The organism is Streptomyces boncukensis (genome assembly GCF_011045075.1).
GTDB lineage: Bacteria > Actinomycetota > Actinomycetes > Streptomycetales > Streptomycetaceae > Streptomyces > Streptomyces boncukensis.
In genome coordinates this window covers 1-15,356 of sequence record NZ_JAAKZZ010000143.1, presented here as the reverse complement: position 1 = coordinate 15,356, position 15,356 = coordinate 1, and the positions used below count along the sequence as shown (strand labels likewise).

At 72.9% G+C, this 15,356-nt stretch carries 19 protein-coding genes; 10 read left to right on the top strand and 9 right to left on the bottom strand.

The genetic code is table 11. The features are described 5' to 3' along the window. Positions 1 to 121: 121 nt before the first annotated feature. Complete coding sequence (locus G5C65_RS15935) at positions 122 to 637, bottom strand: DUF5949 family protein (RefSeq protein ID WP_165299499.1); 516 nt, start codon at positions 635 to 637, stop codon at positions 122 to 124. A gap of 228 nt (positions 638 to 865) precedes the next feature. Here G5C65_RS15935 and G5C65_RS15930 point away from each other — a divergent pair, with 228 nt between their 5' ends. Next, positions 866 to 1,306: a hypothetical protein gene (locus G5C65_RS15930; protein ID WP_165299498.1), complete on the top strand. Its 441-nt coding sequence runs from the start codon at positions 866 to 868 to the stop codon at positions 1,304 to 1,306. Between the two features lie 106 nt (positions 1,307 to 1,412). Here the strand turns inward: G5C65_RS15930 and G5C65_RS15925 are convergent, their stop codons facing one another. The 5 genes from G5C65_RS15925 to G5C65_RS15905 all read right to left on the bottom strand — a co-directional run bounded on the left by G5C65_RS15925 (position 1,413) and on the right by G5C65_RS15905 (position 4,143). After that, the gene (locus G5C65_RS15925; protein ID WP_165299497.1) at positions 1,413 to 1,817 is read right to left on the bottom strand and encodes a rodlin; all 405 of its coding nucleotides are present in this window, start codon (positions 1,815 to 1,817) and stop codon (positions 1,413 to 1,415) included. Positions 1,818 to 1,926: 109 nt separating this feature from the next. Beyond that, on the bottom strand, positions 1,927 to 2,172 hold the full coding sequence (locus G5C65_RS15920; RefSeq protein ID WP_165299496.1) for a hypothetical protein: 246 nt from the start codon (positions 2,170 to 2,172) through the stop codon (positions 1,927 to 1,929). A 150-nt stretch (positions 2,173 to 2,322) separates the two neighbouring features. Continuing rightward, a complete protein-coding gene (locus G5C65_RS40130; protein WP_277608060.1) occupies positions 2,323 to 3,036 on the bottom strand; it encodes a chaplin in 714 nt (237 codons plus the stop codon). A 167-nt stretch (positions 3,037 to 3,203) separates the two neighbouring features. Continuing rightward, on the bottom strand, positions 3,204 to 3,440 hold the full coding sequence (locus G5C65_RS15910; protein ID WP_165299495.1) for a chaplin family protein: 237 nt from the start codon (positions 3,438 to 3,440) through the stop codon (positions 3,204 to 3,206). 301 nt (positions 3,441 to 3,741) lie between these two features. Next, positions 3,742 to 4,143, bottom strand: coding sequence for a rodlin (locus tag G5C65_RS15905; RefSeq protein ID WP_165299494.1), 402 nt, complete (start codon positions 4,141 to 4,143; stop codon positions 3,742 to 3,744). A 263-nt stretch (positions 4,144 to 4,406) separates the two neighbouring features. Between G5C65_RS15905 and G5C65_RS15900 the strand changes: the two genes are divergently transcribed. Next, positions 4,407 to 4,646: a chaplin gene (locus G5C65_RS15900; protein WP_165299493.1), complete on the top strand. Its 240-nt coding sequence runs from the start codon at positions 4,407 to 4,409 to the stop codon at positions 4,644 to 4,646. 125 nt (positions 4,647 to 4,771) lie between these two features. Continuing rightward, positions 4,772 to 5,677 carry a universal stress protein gene (locus G5C65_RS15895; RefSeq protein WP_165299492.1) on the top strand — a complete coding sequence of 302 codons (906 nt, stop codon included), beginning with the start codon at positions 4,772 to 4,774 and terminating at the stop codon, positions 5,675 to 5,677. Positions 5,678 to 5,705: 28 nt separating this feature from the next. On the opposite strand, the gene G5C65_RS15890 is transcribed toward G5C65_RS15895, so the two are convergent. After that, positions 5,706 to 6,302 (bottom strand): carboxymuconolactone decarboxylase family protein, encoded by a 597-nt coding sequence (locus G5C65_RS15890; protein WP_338146431.1) that lies wholly within the window; start codon positions 6,300 to 6,302, stop codon positions 5,706 to 5,708. Between the two features lie 98 nt (positions 6,303 to 6,400). On the opposite strand from G5C65_RS15890, the gene G5C65_RS15885 reads away from it, so the two are divergent. Beyond that, complete coding sequence (locus tag G5C65_RS15885; RefSeq protein ID WP_165299490.1) at positions 6,401 to 6,883, top strand: MarR family winged helix-turn-helix transcriptional regulator; 483 nt, start codon at positions 6,401 to 6,403, stop codon at positions 6,881 to 6,883. Between the two features lie 4 nt (positions 6,884 to 6,887). On the opposite strand, the gene dnaK is transcribed toward G5C65_RS15885, so the two are convergent. Together dnaK and G5C65_RS15875 are read right to left on the bottom strand one after the other, a co-directional pair. Continuing rightward, the gene (dnaK, locus tag G5C65_RS15880) at positions 6,888 to 8,768 is read right to left on the bottom strand and encodes a molecular chaperone DnaK (protein ID WP_165299489.1); all 1,881 of its coding nucleotides are present in this window, start codon (positions 8,766 to 8,768) and stop codon (positions 6,888 to 6,890) included. A 107-nt stretch (positions 8,769 to 8,875) separates the two neighbouring features. Further along, entirely contained in the window at positions 8,876 to 10,009 is a 1,134-nt protein-coding gene (locus G5C65_RS15875) for a diiron oxygenase (protein WP_165299488.1), read from the bottom strand. Between the two features lie 200 nt (positions 10,010 to 10,209). Here G5C65_RS15875 and G5C65_RS15870 point away from each other — a divergent pair, with 200 nt between their 5' ends. The 6 genes from G5C65_RS15870 (at position 10,210) to G5C65_RS15845 (ending at position 15,194) form a co-directional block, all read left to right on the top strand. Further along, positions 10,210 to 11,157: an AurF N-oxygenase family protein gene (locus G5C65_RS15870; RefSeq protein ID WP_165299487.1), complete on the top strand. Its 948-nt coding sequence runs from the start codon at positions 10,210 to 10,212 to the stop codon at positions 11,155 to 11,157. 140 nt (positions 11,158 to 11,297) lie between these two features. Next, positions 11,298 to 12,059: a TetR/AcrR family transcriptional regulator gene (locus G5C65_RS15865; protein WP_241265821.1), complete on the top strand. Its 762-nt coding sequence runs from the start codon at positions 11,298 to 11,300 to the stop codon at positions 12,057 to 12,059. A 31-nt stretch (positions 12,060 to 12,090) separates the two neighbouring features. After that, complete coding sequence (soxR, locus tag G5C65_RS15860; RefSeq protein WP_165299486.1) at positions 12,091 to 12,618, top strand: redox-sensitive transcriptional activator SoxR; 528 nt, start codon at positions 12,091 to 12,093, stop codon at positions 12,616 to 12,618. A gap of 5 nt (positions 12,619 to 12,623) precedes the next feature. Beyond that, on the top strand, positions 12,624 to 12,908 hold the full coding sequence (locus G5C65_RS15855; RefSeq protein WP_165299485.1) for a hypothetical protein: 285 nt from the start codon (positions 12,624 to 12,626) through the stop codon (positions 12,906 to 12,908). 213 nt (positions 12,909 to 13,121) lie between these two features. Next, entirely contained in the window at positions 13,122 to 13,961 is an 840-nt protein-coding gene (locus G5C65_RS15850; protein WP_165299484.1) for a protein kinase domain-containing protein, read from the top strand. A 108-nt stretch (positions 13,962 to 14,069) separates the two neighbouring features. Next, on the top strand, positions 14,070 to 15,194 hold the full coding sequence (locus tag G5C65_RS15845) for a C40 family peptidase (protein WP_165299483.1): 1,125 nt from the start codon (positions 14,070 to 14,072) through the stop codon (positions 15,192 to 15,194). Positions 15,195 to 15,356: the final 162 nt, after the last annotated feature.

Below are 15,356 nucleotides of genomic sequence, written 5' to 3'. Positions count from 1 at the left end.
TTGCGCCCCCGCAAGGAGGCGGGCAGCAGCGGCCGAACGAACTCCCACTCCGCATCAGACAGTTCATGGCGACGTATCACCCGACCATGATCCACCATCCAAGATCAATTGAAGACACCGCCTAGGGCCGCAGGGTGCGCACCGGCAGAACGCAGTGCGCCGCGCTGGCCATCATCTCCTCGCTGACGAAGTCGCGCAGGGTCTCCTCCGCGACCGGCTCGCCCGGCACCCCCTCCGGCCACGGCCGGGTGGCGAACATGAAGTAGCTGTGCCCCCGGGCCTCCGCGGCGCGCAGCCACTCGGGCGTCGCCGGGTACTGCACGGAGAAGTTCGGCAGGGTCACCACCGCCCGGCCGCTCTGGACGAGCAGGGACACCGGCAGCTTGTCCCCCGCCGTGCCGTCCAGCACTTCCTCGCCGACCGACAGTCCGATGTTCTCCAGCATCTCGCGCAGCGCCAGTTCGCCCGCCTCGGGGCCGTCCGCGCCGTCGCCGAGCGAGTAGACGAGGAGGAAGGGCATGTCCCGCTCCTCCTCCGGGTGCTCGCCCGTCCAGCCGAGCACGGTGAGGGTGCCGAACCGGCGCTGGGAGAAGCCGTTCTGGGCGCTCTGGGAGGTCTGAGAGGTCTGGGAGGTCATGTCCCGGACCCTAGTGGCGCACCGCCCGCCCGCCCGGTGCAACTCACTCCGACAGGCGAGCGCGCGGCGCCGAGTACCCGGGAGGGGGTGCGCTCGTACATACGTGCGTCAGCGGAGAGTTGACATATGGCGGTGGTTCGCCCGGTTCCTCCGTACAGGCTGGAACCCGTCCCACTCTGTCCACTACGGTAGGCAATTGCACGATGACCCAGGATTACGGTGGTACGCATGAAACACGCTGGCCCCTCCCGCTCCGCCGCCTCGGCCCAACGCGCCCTGCTGCGGGCCGGGCTGCTCATCACAGCCGTCGGCGCCGCGCTCGGCGCCGGGAGCCCCGGGGCGCTGGCCGCGGACGACGCCGCCGGAAGCGGCACCACCACGGGCCGCGAGGAGGCCGCCGACGCGCTGTCCGGGGCCCGCGAGGGGCTGAAGGCGTCCCTGGGGCACGGCACCAGGGAGCCGGTCGGCGCCGTGCTCGACACGACGACGAGCCTGCAGCTCAACCCGCTGGCCAAGACCGGGACCGACCCGCTGGACAACTCCGTCGGCACCCAGGTGGCCGACTTCCCGGGGATCAGCACGAGCGCCGTGACCGGGCCCCTCGCCCGCGGGGCCTCGCTCTCCGAGCTCCCGGTGGCCGGCCCGCTGGTGAACGGGCTGCCCGGCTGAGCCGGGCCCGGCGCCGTGCCGGGCCCGGCACGACAAAGCCCCTGGGGAGGGGCCCCGACGTTCGTCGTGGGGCCCCTCCCCAGGGGTTCGCTGCGGTGCCGGCGCCTCAGTGGTTGGCGACGCCGTTCTTGGACAGCAGGCCGACGTCCTCCAGGATGTGCGACAGCGGCTCGTCGCCCTTGGCCTGGGTGGAGTTCTCGGTGCACTGCTGGTTCTGCGGCGAGGACAGCACGTTGATGTCCTGGACCGTGACCGGCACGACACCGACGAGCGAGCCGACGTTCAGCTTGGCCGGGACGCCGAGGCAGAGCTTGTTCAGCGAGCTCTGGACGGCGGTCATCTGCGGGCTCATGTGGCCCTTGGTGGCGGAATTGCCGAACACCTGGCTGGCACCATTGCCGTTCACGGACGTGGTGTCGTTGCCGGAGGCGAGGGCGGGCGTCGCGGCCATGGCCGAGGCGCCGACGACGGAAGCGGCCACCGTGGCGGTGGACAGAACCTTCTTCATCATGGCTGTGCGATCTCCTTCAAGACTGCGGAAGTCCGGGACGCCGGGTTCAACTGTCTTCCGCGTTCTGGGTTTTTCTTGTTCACCCGAATAGCCTGTTTCCGGGCTGCTTTTAGAGGACGGGAAGTCCCCCGACCAGCGGCACCGATTTGGCGGCGCTCAGCGGGCCCTGGTCGCCGAGCAGTTGCGACTGCTTCTCCGCACCCGTCAGCGGGTTCTCTTCGAGCACCGTCGCGAGTCCGCCGTCGAGGCTCATCCGATTGGGGTCCACGGGAGAGTCCGCGGCGAATGCGGGCGTCGCCGCGCCGAGCGCCAGAACAGATCCGGCGACAGCCGCTGCGGTCTTGGTGTGGTTCATGATGTGCTTTCTCCCGGAGAGAGTCGGGTGTTCCGGTCTTGCGCAGGAACGTCACTGTGAATAACGACTCCCAGGTGCCGCGGAAACTGCGGACCGCTGCCTTTTCGGGGTGTGCGCCGCGCGCGGCACCGGGATTCGGGCCCGGAATGCTCAGCCGCGTGCCCTGGCCGCTCTGCGGTAGAGCACCACACCGGCGGTGAGGACTCCGGCGCCCAGCGCGGCCGCCGTACCCGCACCGGCGGTTCCGGTCGCGGCCAGCGTCCCGTCCGGGGAGTCGGCCGGACCGTGTGACGCCCCGTGCGCCCCGGAGCGCTCGGCGCCGCGCGACGCGTCCCCCGGGCGGTCCTGGTGGCCCGGCCGGCCCGGCTGCGCCGCGTGCGGCACATCCGGTACGGGCGGGGCCTGCCGCGCACGGTTCGGCGCGTCCGCCGGGCCCTTCGGGCCGGCCGGCGCGGCGGGGCGCTCCGCCTCCCGCGGGGTGTCCCGGGAGCCCCGGGGGGCCTCCTCGTCCCCGGCGGGGCGCTTCGGCTCGTCCGTCCGCTGCGCGGGCGGCGCCTCGTCCTGCGGCACCGGTGCGCCGGCGGGGGGCTCGCCCGGGTGCCCCTGCTGCCCCGGGGTGCCGGTGGCCGAGGCGCACCGGTTGCCGAAGGCGGGGTTGAGCGCCGCGGCCGCGTCGACGGTGTTCCCGCACGCGTTCACGGGCGCGCTGACCGGGGCCTGAACGGTGTTCCCCGACAGCAGGCCGGGCGAGCCCGTACTGGCGGCCGAGCTCCCCGAGTCGGCCTGAGCGGATCCGACGGCCGTGGCGAGCACGCCGGTGGTGGCGGCCACGGTCAGCAGTCCGCCGCTCACGACCTTACGCATGGTGTCCCTGCTCTCCTTCAGTAGCGCTGCTCGGAGCGCTCCGCTTCCGGTGTCTCCGGCGTCCGGAGGTCCCGGCTTCCCTCTCACCGCCCGGCTCCGGAGCGCGGGCTCCAGGCCCCACGCTCCGGAGCCGGACCAATGGCGTCACGCACTCCGGCGCGGGAGAGTCAGTTGTTGACGCAGGTGTTGCCGAACGCCGGGTTGAGCAGCGCGATGATGTCGATGGTGTTGCCGCACAGGTTCACCGGCACATTGATCGGCACCTGAACCGCGTTCCCGGACGCCAGGCCGGGGGAGTTGGCGGCTGCGGCCTGGGCACCCGAGTCGGCGAGGGCCGGAGCGGCGGCCGTGCCCATCGCGATGAGCGTCCCCGCGGCAACCGTCGCAACCTTCGTGTACTTCACGTTGAGTCCTTTCTCCAAGCGGTGTTCGCTGGGCCACGGATTTCGGGCCCACGAGTGCCGGCTGTGTGCCCGCAACTCCGCTGTCGCCTTCGGTAACGAGCACCGAACGCATTCGACACGAGAAATAGCGAAATCACGCTGAGCTCCCCCGGGCGGCCTAATGCGGAAACGTCCCCATGGGCGAACAGCCGCGCTGCTCCTGGTGTGTCCGGGCGCACCGGACACGGAAGACCCGGGCCGCATCAGGCATGCGTCCCGGGCCTTCGCCGCATTCAGCGGACGGTGGTGTGCCGCCGCGGAATCAGTGGTTCGCCGTCCCGTTCTTGGAGATGATCGGGAGGTCCTCCACCAGGTGCGACAGCGCCTCGTCGCCCTTGGACTGGGTGGAGTTCTCGACACACTGCTGGTTCTGCGGCGAGGACAGCACGTTGATGTCCTGGACCGTGACCGGCACCAGGCCGACCAGGGAGCCGACATTGCCCTTGAGCGGGAGGCCGATGCAGGGCTTGTTGAGCGAGCCCTGGATCAGCGCCATCTGCGGGCTCATGTTCCCGTGCGTGGCCGAGTTGCCGTAGATCTGCTTGGAGCCGTTGCCGTTGACCGTGTCGGTTCCGCTGCCATGGTCGTTGGCTGCTGCCTGCGGGGCGGCAACCGCGGCGATGGCCGTGGCGACGGCTGCCGTGGCCAGCGCATTCTTGATCATGATTTACCCTTCTCGAAAATGGTGGCTCGACTCAGGAGCGCACTGGTCAACTCGGAATAAGGGGAATAGTTCCGTGCATTCACCCGGATGACTCGGCCCGATCTGATTCATGTGCTTATCCCGTGATCGGATGTCCCACTGTTCGCCCACTGGGCCGAATGACGGAAGTGCGAACGCGGCCCGTGCCCCTTTCCCGGGAAGCGCGTTCAGCAGGCCGCGGCGCCAGGTCGGGGCCGCTGAACGACCTCCTGGAGGAGTGCTCCATGAACACAGCGAAGAAGGCCGCTCTGGTCATCGCCTCAGCCGGTGTGGCCGTCGGCGGCGCCGCAGGTGCCGCCGTCGCGGACTCCGGTGCCAGCGGTGCCGCTGCCAACTCGCCCGGCATCCTCTCGGGCAACGTCCTGCAGCTGCCCGTGAACATTCCGATCAACGCCTGCGGGAACACGCTGAACCTCGCCGGCCTGATGAACCCGACCTTCGGGAACACCTGCGTCAACGACTGACGGCTCTCCCCGAGCGCGACAAGGGCCCCGCCCCGGCGGGGCCCTTGTGCTGTCCCGGTGTGCTGTTCCGGCGGGCCCCGAGGCAGGATGGAACGGCGAACGATCTTCGCGGAGGGAGCGGAACGATGAGCGAATCAGCAAAAGCCGCGGTCGTGGCCGGGGTGGACGGTTCCGAAGCCAGCCAGGACGCGGTGGAGAGCGCGGCCCGGGAGGCCGTCGCACGGGGCGGCGGGCTGCACCTGGTGCACGCGGTGCACGGCGGCCGTACGGGACACTCCGGGCGCCCCGGGCACGGCGCGCCGCAGGAGACCGACGAGACCGCGCTGGCCGCCGCGCACCAGCTCCTCGACGCGGCGGTCGAACGCGCGGAGCGCGCCGAACCCGCCGTCGAGATCCGGCAGGAAGTCGTCCCGGGCACCGCGGCTTCGGTCCTCACCACCACCTCGCACGGTGCCGAGCTGGTCGTCGTCGGAACCCGCGGCACCGGCGGCTTCTCCGGGCTGCTGATCGGCTCCGTGGCCGTCCACCTCGCGGCGCACGCCGAGTGCCCGGTCCTCGTCACCCGGGGGCGGCAGCCCGCCGCGGGCCCGGTGCTGCTCGCCGTCGACGGCTCGCAGGCCGGGGACCGCGCGGTCGGCTTCGCGTTCGAGGAGGCGTCGCTGCGCGGCACCGACCTGGTCGCGCTGCACGCCTGGAACTCCTGGGCGGCCCCGGTCGTCGGCGGGCCCGGCATCGCGATGCCGTTCGCGTACGACATCGAGGCGCTGCGCGGCGAGGCGGAGACGCTGCTGAGCGGGGCGCTGGCGGGCTGGCGCGAGCGCTACCCGGATGTCACCGTGCACCCCCGCGTCGTCCAGGAGTACACCCGGGAGGCGCTGATCGAGGCGAGCGAGGAGGCACAGCTGCTGGTCGTCGGCGCGCGCGGGCGCGGCGGGTTCGCGGGGCTGCTGCTGGGGTCGGTGAGCCAGGCGCTGCTGCACCACGCGCACTGCCCGGTCGCCGTGGTGCGCGGCTCCGGCGCCGACGGCTGAGCTCCGCCGCCCGGCCGGGCGCGCCCCGTCAGGAGGCGGCCCCTGCCCGGCAGGGTCCGCCGGACACCTCCTGGGCCCCGGTGGGCCGCGCCGCGAGCTGTGCGTCCACCGGGGCGCGGGTGAGGCGGTTGGCCAGGGTGCTCAGGGTGTAGGTCCCGACGCCCAGGACGACCTCCAGCGCCTGGCGGGGCGTGAACCCCCGGGCGAAGAAGGCGTCGAGCGCCTCCTGGGCGACGTCGCCCGAGCGGTCGAGCACCTCGGTCGTGAAGACGCGCACCGCCTCCAGCCGGGCGTCGCCCAGCGGGCGCCGTGCGCGCAGGTCGGCGACGAGGTCCGGGTCGGCGTCCAGCGCGGCCAGCCGCGCGCTGTGCAGGGCCACGCACAGCCGGCAGCTGTTGCGGGTGGCGACGGTCATCACCACCACCTCGCGGGCCGGCGGGTCCAGCGTGCCGGCCTCGAAGAGGGCGTTCGCCCGCTGGAAGCCCTCCAGCAGCTGCGGCGAGGCGGCCATCCGGGCCGCGGCGGACGGGATGTAGCCGAAGCCCCGCTGAATCCGCTCCAGCGGGCGGCGTGCGGCGTCGGGCGCGGACTCCAGGGTGTGCTCGGTGAACGGGTTCTCGGTCACGGGTCTCCGCCTCGGTAAAATAGGCAACATGGTTGTCGAAGCACTCCAAACGGTAAACCTGGTTGTCGAACGAGGCAAGGCTGTCGGCGGGGTCCGTCATGGCTGAGCCCGAGCGGGCCGGGGAGCGGCACGGCTTCGAGCTGCCGCTGCTGCTCTTCGCCGGATTCCGGTCACTGATCGACCAGCTGCACACCGAGCTGGCCGAACGGGGGCACCCCGGGGTGCGGCCCGCCTACGGGTTCGCCATGCAGGCCATCGGGCGGGACGGGGTGACCGCCAGCGAGCTGGGGCGGCGGCTGGGCGTCACCAAGCAGGCCGCGGGCAAGACCGTGGACCGGCTGGCGGCGCTCGGATACGCCGAGCGGGCCGGGGACGGTGTGGACGCGCGCCGCAAGGTCGTACGGCTCACCCCGCGGGGCGTGGACGCGCTGGCCCAGTCCGCCGCGCTCTTCGAGGACCTGCGCGCGGAGTGGGCCGCGACGCTCGGCGAGGAGCGGCTGCGCGAGGTGGAGGACGCCCTGGAGCGGGTGGTCCCGAAGAGCGCGTTCCGCCTGGACGGAGGCGCCTGGCTGGCGGGCTAGCCCGCTACTTCTGGTTCCGCTCGTCGTCCACGATCTCGGCGTCCACCACGTCCTCGTCCTCGCCGCGCCCGGCGGAGGAGGACGCCTCACCGCCCTGCCGGGCGCCGTCCTCGGCGGAACCGGCAGCACCGGCGTCCTGGGCCTGGGCGTACATCGCGCTGCCGACCTGCTGGGCCGCCGCCGCGGTCCGGTCGGACGCCTCGCGGATCGCGGTGGTGTCCTCGCCCTTCAGCTTCTCCTTGAGGTCCGCGAGGGCCACGTCCACGTCCCGGCGGGCCTCGGCCGGGATCTTGTCGGCGTTGTCCTGGAGGAGCCGCTCGGTCTGGTAGGCGAGCTGCTCCGCGTGGTTGCGGGTCTCGGCGGCCTCGCGCCTGCGGCGGTCCTCGTCGGCGTACTGCTCGGCCTCGCGCATCATGCGGTCGATGTCGTCCTTGGGCAGCGCGGAGCCGCCGGTGACGGTCATCTTCTGCTCCTTGCCGGTGCCCAGGTCCTTCGCGGCCACGTGCATGATGCCGTTGGCGTCGATGTCGAAGGCGACCTCGATCTGCGGCACGTTGCGCGGCGCCGGCGGCAGCCCGGTCAGCTCGAACATGCCCAGCTTCTTGTTGTACGCCGCGATCTCCCGCTCGCCCTGGAAGACCTGGATCTGCACCGAGGGCTGGTTGTCCTCCGCCGTGGTGAAGGTCTCCGAGCGCTTGGTCGGGATCGTGGTGTTCCGCTCGATCAGCTTGGTCATGATGCCGCCCTTGGTCTCGATCCCCAGGGACAGCGGGGTGACGTCCAGCAGCAGGACGTCCTTGACCTCGCCCTTGAGCACACCCGCCTGCAGGCTCGCGCCGATCGCCACGACCTCGTCCGGGTTGACGCCCTTGTGCGGGTCCTTGCCGGTCAGCTCCCTGACCAGGTCGGTGACGGCGGGCATCCGCGTCGAGCCGCCCACCAGGATCACGTGGTTGACGTCCGCGAGCTCGACGCCCGCGTCGCGCACGGCCTGGTGGAACGGGGCCTTGCAGCGCTCCAGCAGATCCTCGGTGAGCTGCTGGAACTGAGTGCGGGTCAGTTTCTCGTCCAGGTGCAGCGGGCCCTCGGCGGACGCGGTGATGTACGGCAGGTTGATGTTCGTCTCGGTGGACGAGGACAGCTCGATCTTCGCCTTCTCGGCGGCCTCGCGGAGCCGCTGGACGGCCATCTTGTCCTTGGACAGGTCCACTCCGTGGCCGTTCTTGAACTGCTTGGCCAGGTGGTCGACCACCCGCTGGTCCCAGTCGTCGCCGCCCAGATGGGTGTCGCCCGCGGTGGCCTTCACCTCCAGCACGCCGTCGCCGATCTCCAGCAGCGAGACGTCGAAGGTACCGCCGCCGAGGTCGAAGACCAGGATCGTCTGGTCGTCCTCCTTGTCGAGGCCGTAGGCCAGCGCGGCGGCGGTGGGCTCGTTGATGATCCGCAGCACCTCCAGGCCCGCGATCTCGCCGGCCTCCTTGGTGGCCTGCCGCTCGGCGTCGTTGAAGTACGCGGGGACGGTGATCACCGCGTCGGTCACGTCCTGGCCGAGGTACGCCTCCGCGTCCCGCTTCAGCTTCTGCAGGACGCGGGCCGAGATCTCCTGCGCGGTGAACCGCTTGCCGTCGATGGTGCCGGAGTCGGGGAAGCGCCAGTCGGTCTCGCCGACGTGGCGCTTGACGGAGCGCACCGTGCGATCGATGTTCGTCACGGCCTGCCGTTTGGCGACCTCGCCGGTCAGCACCTCCCCACCCTTGGCGAACGCGACCACGGAAGGGGTCGTACGGGCGCCCTCGGCGTTGGTGACGACGGTGGGCTCACCGCCCTCCAGCACGCTGACGACCGAGTTCGTCGTCCCCAGATCGATGCCGACCGCACGCGCCATGTCCGTCCTCCTCGACTGGGTGGCCCGGTGCCGTTGGTGCCTCTCCCTCCTGCATAAAACCTGAGCGTGGGTCCGTCAAGGACGCCTGGGTCCGGCGCGTCGCACCGTCACGCCCCGGGGCCGCCCGCATCCCCGGTGGCGGCCTCGCCCAGGGCCACGGTCCGGGCGACGTCCGCCACCCGATCGGCCTCCTCCGCCGCGAAGCGCTCCGCGTCCAGCCGCTCGGCGACCTCCTCGTCCTGCGACATCAGCAGATCGAGGTTCTGGTTGCCCATCTCGAAGACGCCCAGGTCGACATAGGCGCGCTGCAGCCGCTCGCCCCACAGGCCGATGTCCCGCACACAGGGGACGATGCGGCTGAACAGCAGCTGCCGGAACAGCCGCAGGGTCTCGGAGCGCTCGCTGAGCGCGTCCGCCTCCGCGCGCGGGATGCCGAAGTCCTCCAGCACCTCCGTCCCCTTGAGGCGGTCGCGCATCAGATAGCAGCCCTCGATCACGAACTCCTCGCGCTCGCGCAGCTCGGCGTCGCCCAGCTGCCGGTAGTGGTCGCGCAGCGCCATCCGGCCGAAGGCGACGTGCCGGGCCTCGTCCTGCATGACGTAGGCGAGGATCTGCTTGGGGAGCGGCCGGTCCGTGGCGTCCCGGATCAGCCCGAAGGCGGCCAGCGCCAGGCCCTCGATGAGCACCTGCATGCCCAGGTACGGCATGTCCCAGCGGGAGTCGCGGAGCGTGTCGCCCAGCAGCGCCTGGAGGCTGTCGTTGACGGGGTAGACCATCCCGATCTTCTCGTGCAGGAACCGGGCGTAGATCTCGGCGTGCCGGGCCTCGTCCATGGTCTGGGTCGCCGAGTAGAACTTCGCGTCCAGGTCGGGCGCGGACTCGACGATACGGGCCGCGCACACCATGGCGCCCTGCTCGCCGTGCAGGAACTGGCTGAACTGCCAGGAGGCCGCGCGGCGGCGCACCTCGGCGCGGTTGGCCTCGCTCATCCGGTCCCAGTACGGCGTGCCGTACAGGATCAGCCCCTCGTCCGGGGTGCCCAGCGGGTCGTCCGGATCCACCTCCACCGACCAGTCGATGCGGCGCTCGCCGTCCCACTGCTTGTCCTTGCCCTTCTGGTAGAGGGCCAGCAGGCGGTCGCGCCCCTCGTCGTACTCCCAGTTCAGCCGGGCCTTGCCGGTGGCCGGGACCGCCCACTCGGGGGCGCCCGGGTCGTGCGCGTACAGATCGTGGGTGGACACCGGAATCCCCTCCAGGTCACGGACTGCCCGAAACGCGCGGATAGTTGGCAGGTAGTTGGCAGGCTCACACGGAGATTACCCACGGGTCAACAAGTTGCGCGCGGGGGATTGACGGGCTTGCTGACAAGCAGTCTCATAAGAGGATACGGAGACGTGACCGCCGGTAACACCGTGGATGACACCGTGGAGGAGTGCCCCGAATGACCGCTGCGCCGGAAATCGCCACCGCCGAGAGCGAGGTACTCAGGGACGCCCTCGGCCTGCTCAAGGACCGCGAACAGGTCGCCGAACGGCTGCTGGAGTCCTCCCGCAGGCACTCGTTCGACCCGGACACCGAACTGGACTGGGACGCCGCCTTCGAGGACGGCAAGTGGTTCTGGCCCCCGGAGCTGGTGTCGCTCTACGACACCCCGCTGTGGCGGCGGATGTCCGAGGAGCAGCGCCTCGACCTCGCGCGGCACGAGGCCGCCTCGCTGGCCTCCCTCGGCATCTGGTTCGAGGTCATCCTGATGCAGCTGCTGGTGCGGCACATCTACGACAAGCCGCTCACCAGCAACCATGTGCGCTACGCGCTGACGGAGATCGCCGATGAGTGCCGGCACTCGATGATGTTCGCGCGGATGATCACCAGGTCCGGCGCCCAGGCGTACCCGGTCTCGCGGCTGCACCACAACCTCGCGCGCGTCCTCAAGACGGTCTCCACCACGCCCGGCTCGTTCACGGCGACGCTGCTCGGCGAGGAGATCCTGGACTGGATGCAGCGGCTGACCTTCCCCGACGAGCGGATCCAGCCGCTGGTGCGCGGGGTGACCCGGATCCATGTGATCGAGGAGGCCCGCCATGTGCGCTACGCGCGCGAGGAGCTGCGCCGCCAGATGGTGAAGTGCCCCCGCTGGGAGGCCGAGCTGACCCGGCTCAGCTCGGGCGAGGCGGCCCGGGTGTTCTCCATATCGTTCGTCAACCCGCAGGTCTACACCGACGTCGGGCTGGACCGTCACGAGGCGCTGGCGCAGGTGCGGGCCAGCGGGCACCGCCGGGAGGTCATGCAGTCGGGCGCCAAGCGGCTGACGGACTTCCTGGACGACATCGGGGTGCTCCGGGGCGTCGGGCGCCGCCTGTGGGTCAGCTCGGGACTGCTCGCGAAGTGAGCCTTTCCGGCCACGGCACCAGCGGCATGCGCGAGGACTCCCCCGCCCCGCTGACTCGACGGCGACGGCGTGCGGGGCGGAGGCTCTCGCGTCCCGGGGCGGAGCGGAGGGGCGCGGTCCCGCACCACTACGCTGCCTCCATGAGCAGCGGCCCCGCACCGGCGTATCGCAGACTGAGCGTGGACGAGCGGCGCAGCCAACTGCTCGCGACCTCGTTGACCCTCTTCGCGCACCGGCCGCCCGAGGACGTCTCGCTCGACGACGTCGCCGTGGCGGCGGGCGTCTCCCGCCCCCTGGTGTACCGCTACTTCCCGGGCGGCAAGCAGCAGCTGTACGAGGCGGCGCTGCGCAGCGCCGCCGACGAGCTGGAGCTGTGCTTCGCCGAGCCGCACACCGGCCCCCTCACCACCCGGCTGGCCCGCGCCCTGGACCGCTATCTGGCGTTCGTGGACGAGCACGACGCCGGGTTCACCGCGCTGCTGCGCGGCGGCAGCGTCGTCGAGACATCCCGGACGAACGCGATCGTGGACGAGGTGCGGCGGTCCGCCGCCGACCAGATCTTCGTCCATCTGCAGACCCCGGCCCCGGGCCCGGCGCTGCGGATGGCGGTGCGCACCTGGATCGCCGCGGTGGAGGCGGCGTCCCTGATCTGGCTGGACGAGGGCAAGCAGCCCCCGCTCAGGGAGCTGCGGGACTGGCTGGTGGACCACTTCATAGCGGTGGCGACGGCGACGGCGGCGCGCGACGCGGAGGCGGCGGCGCTGGTCCGCGGGGCGCTGGCGGTGGAGTCGGCGGACGGCCCGGTGGCCGCGCTGGCGCTGCGGATCCTGCCGGTCGTGGAGGGCTCCTCGCACCTGCTGTCCGAGGGGCGCGGCGCGTCCGGCGAGAACCGCGGGACTTAAACAATGCTTGAACCCGGGCTAGGCTGGCCGTATGGCTACTCAACTGTCCTGGAAGGCCAAGGAGGCCACCGTCGGCGAGCTGGCCGAGCGGGCCGGCGTCGCCACCTCGGCGCTGCGCTTCTACGAGCGCGAGGGACTCATCCACAGCCGCCGCACCTCGGGCAACCAGCGCCGCTACAGCCGGGACACACTGCGCCGGGTCGCCTTCATCCGGGCCTCGCAGCGGCTGGGCATGCCGCTGGCCGCGATCCGGGAGGTGCTGGCGCTGCTGCCGGAGGGCCGCACGCCCACCCGTGAGGACTGGGCGCGGGTCTCCGAGTGCTGGCGCGAGGAGCTGAGCCAGCGCATCGAGCTGATGCAGCAGCTGCGCGACCACCTCACCGACTGCATCGGCTGCGGCTGTCTGTCGATGACGAAGTGCGCGCTGGTCAACCACCACGACCGGCTGGGCGAGGAGGGCCCCGGGGCCCGGACGCTGGCCCAGCCCCGCGGCCCGGCGGCGCCGGAGTCCGCTCCGCCCTGCGCGCAGCCGGCCGACTCCTGCGGGACCGGGCGCTGAGCGCGGTGCGCAGCGAGGAGGTGACCTTCGCGGACGGCCCGCTGGACGGGCGGTCGCTCCCGGTGCTGCTGGGCCCGACCGGCCGGCCGCCCAGGACCTACGAGGTGCCGGTGCCGGACCCGGCGGGCGGCGCCACGACGGTGCACGTCTACCGGCTGGAGCCGGCGCGGGTGAACAAGTGGGGGCTGCCGCGCGGCTGGCGCTATGTGTACGAGCCGGACGGGCGGCCGCCCGGCGGGCCGCGGTGGCCGTGGCCGCGGCGCAGCAGGCGGATTGGTACGGACCATTGACATGGCGGGTCCCGTCCGCTTGGCTCACCGTACAGGGGGCGCCGCCGGGCAGTCGCGGGAACGAACCGGCGACCAGTCACCGCGCCCCGCGGGTGCGGGCTCCACAGTGAACGGGCCTCCCCCGGTCGCCGCCGCACCGCCGGCGCCCCCTGTCCAGACCAGCGGCGTACGACGGGCCCGCCTTGGGCGCCCGAGAGCTCTACGCTGCTGCGCATGACCGAAGGCACGGCAGCCGGACGGCTCGGCCCGTACCGGCTGTACGGAGAGCTGGGCCGGGGCGCCGCCGGAACCGTCCATCTGGGGCGCGGCTCCCCGCGCCGCGGAGCGCGCAGGCGGCTCGCCGCCGTCCGCGCGCTCCGGCCCGAGCTGCTGCGCGACCGCCAGTTGCGAGCGCGGATCCGGCAGGAGGTCCGCACGGTGGCCGACACGGTGCGCAGCCCGTACGTGGCAGCCCCGCTCGGCTGCGAACTGGACACCGAACGCCCGTGGACGGCCGTCGAGTTCGTCCCCGGCGTCGCCCTCGCCGAGCTGGTCCGGCAGTACGGGCCGCTGCCCGAGCCGTCGCTGCGCGCGCTGGGCGGGGCGCTGGCACGGGGCCTGGCGGCCCTGCACGCGGCGGGCGTACCGCACCGCGCGCTGCGCCCCGCGAACGTCCTGCTCACCGCCGACGCGCCCCGCACCGTCGACTACGGCACGGCCCCCGTGCCCGGGTCCGCCGACGGCACCGGAAGCGCCGCCGACGACATCCTCGCGCTGGCCGCCCTGCTCCGCTTCGCCGCGACGGCCCGCGGGGACGCCGCCGCGCCGGGCGCGGCGGGCGAGCCGGGGCTGCCCGGGGTTCCGGCGGGGCTGCGCGCCGTACTGCTGCGGTGCCTGCAGCGGGACCCGGGCGCACGCCCGGACGCCGCGGCGCTCGCCCGCGCCCTCGACCTGGCGGACGGTGCCGGACGCGCGGCGTCCGGCTGGCTGCCCGAGCGGTATCTGCGGGCGATCGGCGCCCGCGAGGAGGAAACCCGCCGGCTGGCGGGGCCGCGCCTCTTCTTCGGCAGGTGAGCGCCCGTCAACTGACACGCCCTCACCCCTCCCCCAACGAGTGACACCTGTGGGCGGAACCGCTCAGCCCAGCAGGAGAGTGTGCGCCGCCGCGTGCACGCTCGCCCCATGCCGACCAGGTGTTCCAGACCCCTCGCCCGCCGGGTGCGCGCCGCGGGTACGGCGGCGGCCACGGTGCTCACGGCGCTGGTACTGTCCGCTCCGCCCGCGCTGGCGGCGCCCCCGGGCCCGCCCGAGCCCCGCGACCCGGTGACCGACGGGGCCGACGGGGCCGACGGGGCCGACTCCATCAGCTCCCTGCTGGCCCGGCTGCGGGTGCTCTACACCCGGGCCGAGTCCGCCTCCGAGGCGTACAACGCCACCGCCGAGCGCCTGAAGCGGCAGCGGGCCGCGGCCGCTCGCGCCACCTCCGCGCTCTCCCGCGCGCACTCCGAGCTGGCCCGGAGCCGTGCCGTCGCCGGGCGGCTGGCCCGGGAGCAGTACCGGGGGGCGGCCACCGGGCTGCCGATCGGGGTACGGGTACTGCTGGCGCGGGACCCGTACGGGCTGCTGGAGCGCGGGCATCTGCTCCAGCGCGCCGTCGGCGAGCAGGCCGCGGCGGTGCGGCGGCTGACCACCGACGAGCGGCGGCGGTCCGCGCTGGCGGCGCGCGCCCGTACGGCGCTGGACCGGCAGCAGCGGCTGACGGACCGCCGGCGGGACCGGCGCGACGCGGCCCGGGACCGGCTGGACGAGGTCGAGGCGCTGCTGGCCTCGCTCAGCCCGGAGGAGGTGGCGGAGCTGCGCGGCCTGGAGGACGAGCGGACCGCCGAGGCCCAGCGGGAGCTGCTCGGCTCCGGCGCGCTGGGCGGCGGGGCCGCCCCGGCGGCCCGTGCGCCCTCGGCGCCGGCCCGCGAGGCGCTGCGGTACGCGCTGCGGCAGCGCGGCAAGCCGTACCGGTGGGGCGCGGACGGGCCGGGGTCGTTCGACAGCTCGGGGCTGGCCGCGCGCGCCTGGCAGCATGCGGACCGAAAGATTCCGCGCACCGCTCAGGGGCAGTGGCGCCGGCTGAAGCGGGTGCCGCTGCGCGAGCTGCGGCCCGGGGATCTGGTGGTCTACTTCCCGGGCGCGACACATGTGGCGCTGTACGCGGGGGGCGGGAAGGTGGTGGAGGCGTCACGCCCCGGGGACGTCGTGAAGGTCTCCCCCCTGGCGGCCCACCCGCTGCGCGGCGCGGTCCGGGTGACGGACTAGGGGCCCGGACCGCGGCTGCCTCCCCCGAGCTCTCGGCTTCGCTCGAGCAGGGAGGTACCCCCATGGAGACGCGCGCAGTTCCCCGCGCCCCTGACGGGGCGCACGGATTCGCCCCGTCAGGGGCGCGGGGAACTGCGCGCCAAGCCACGCACACGCCCGTAC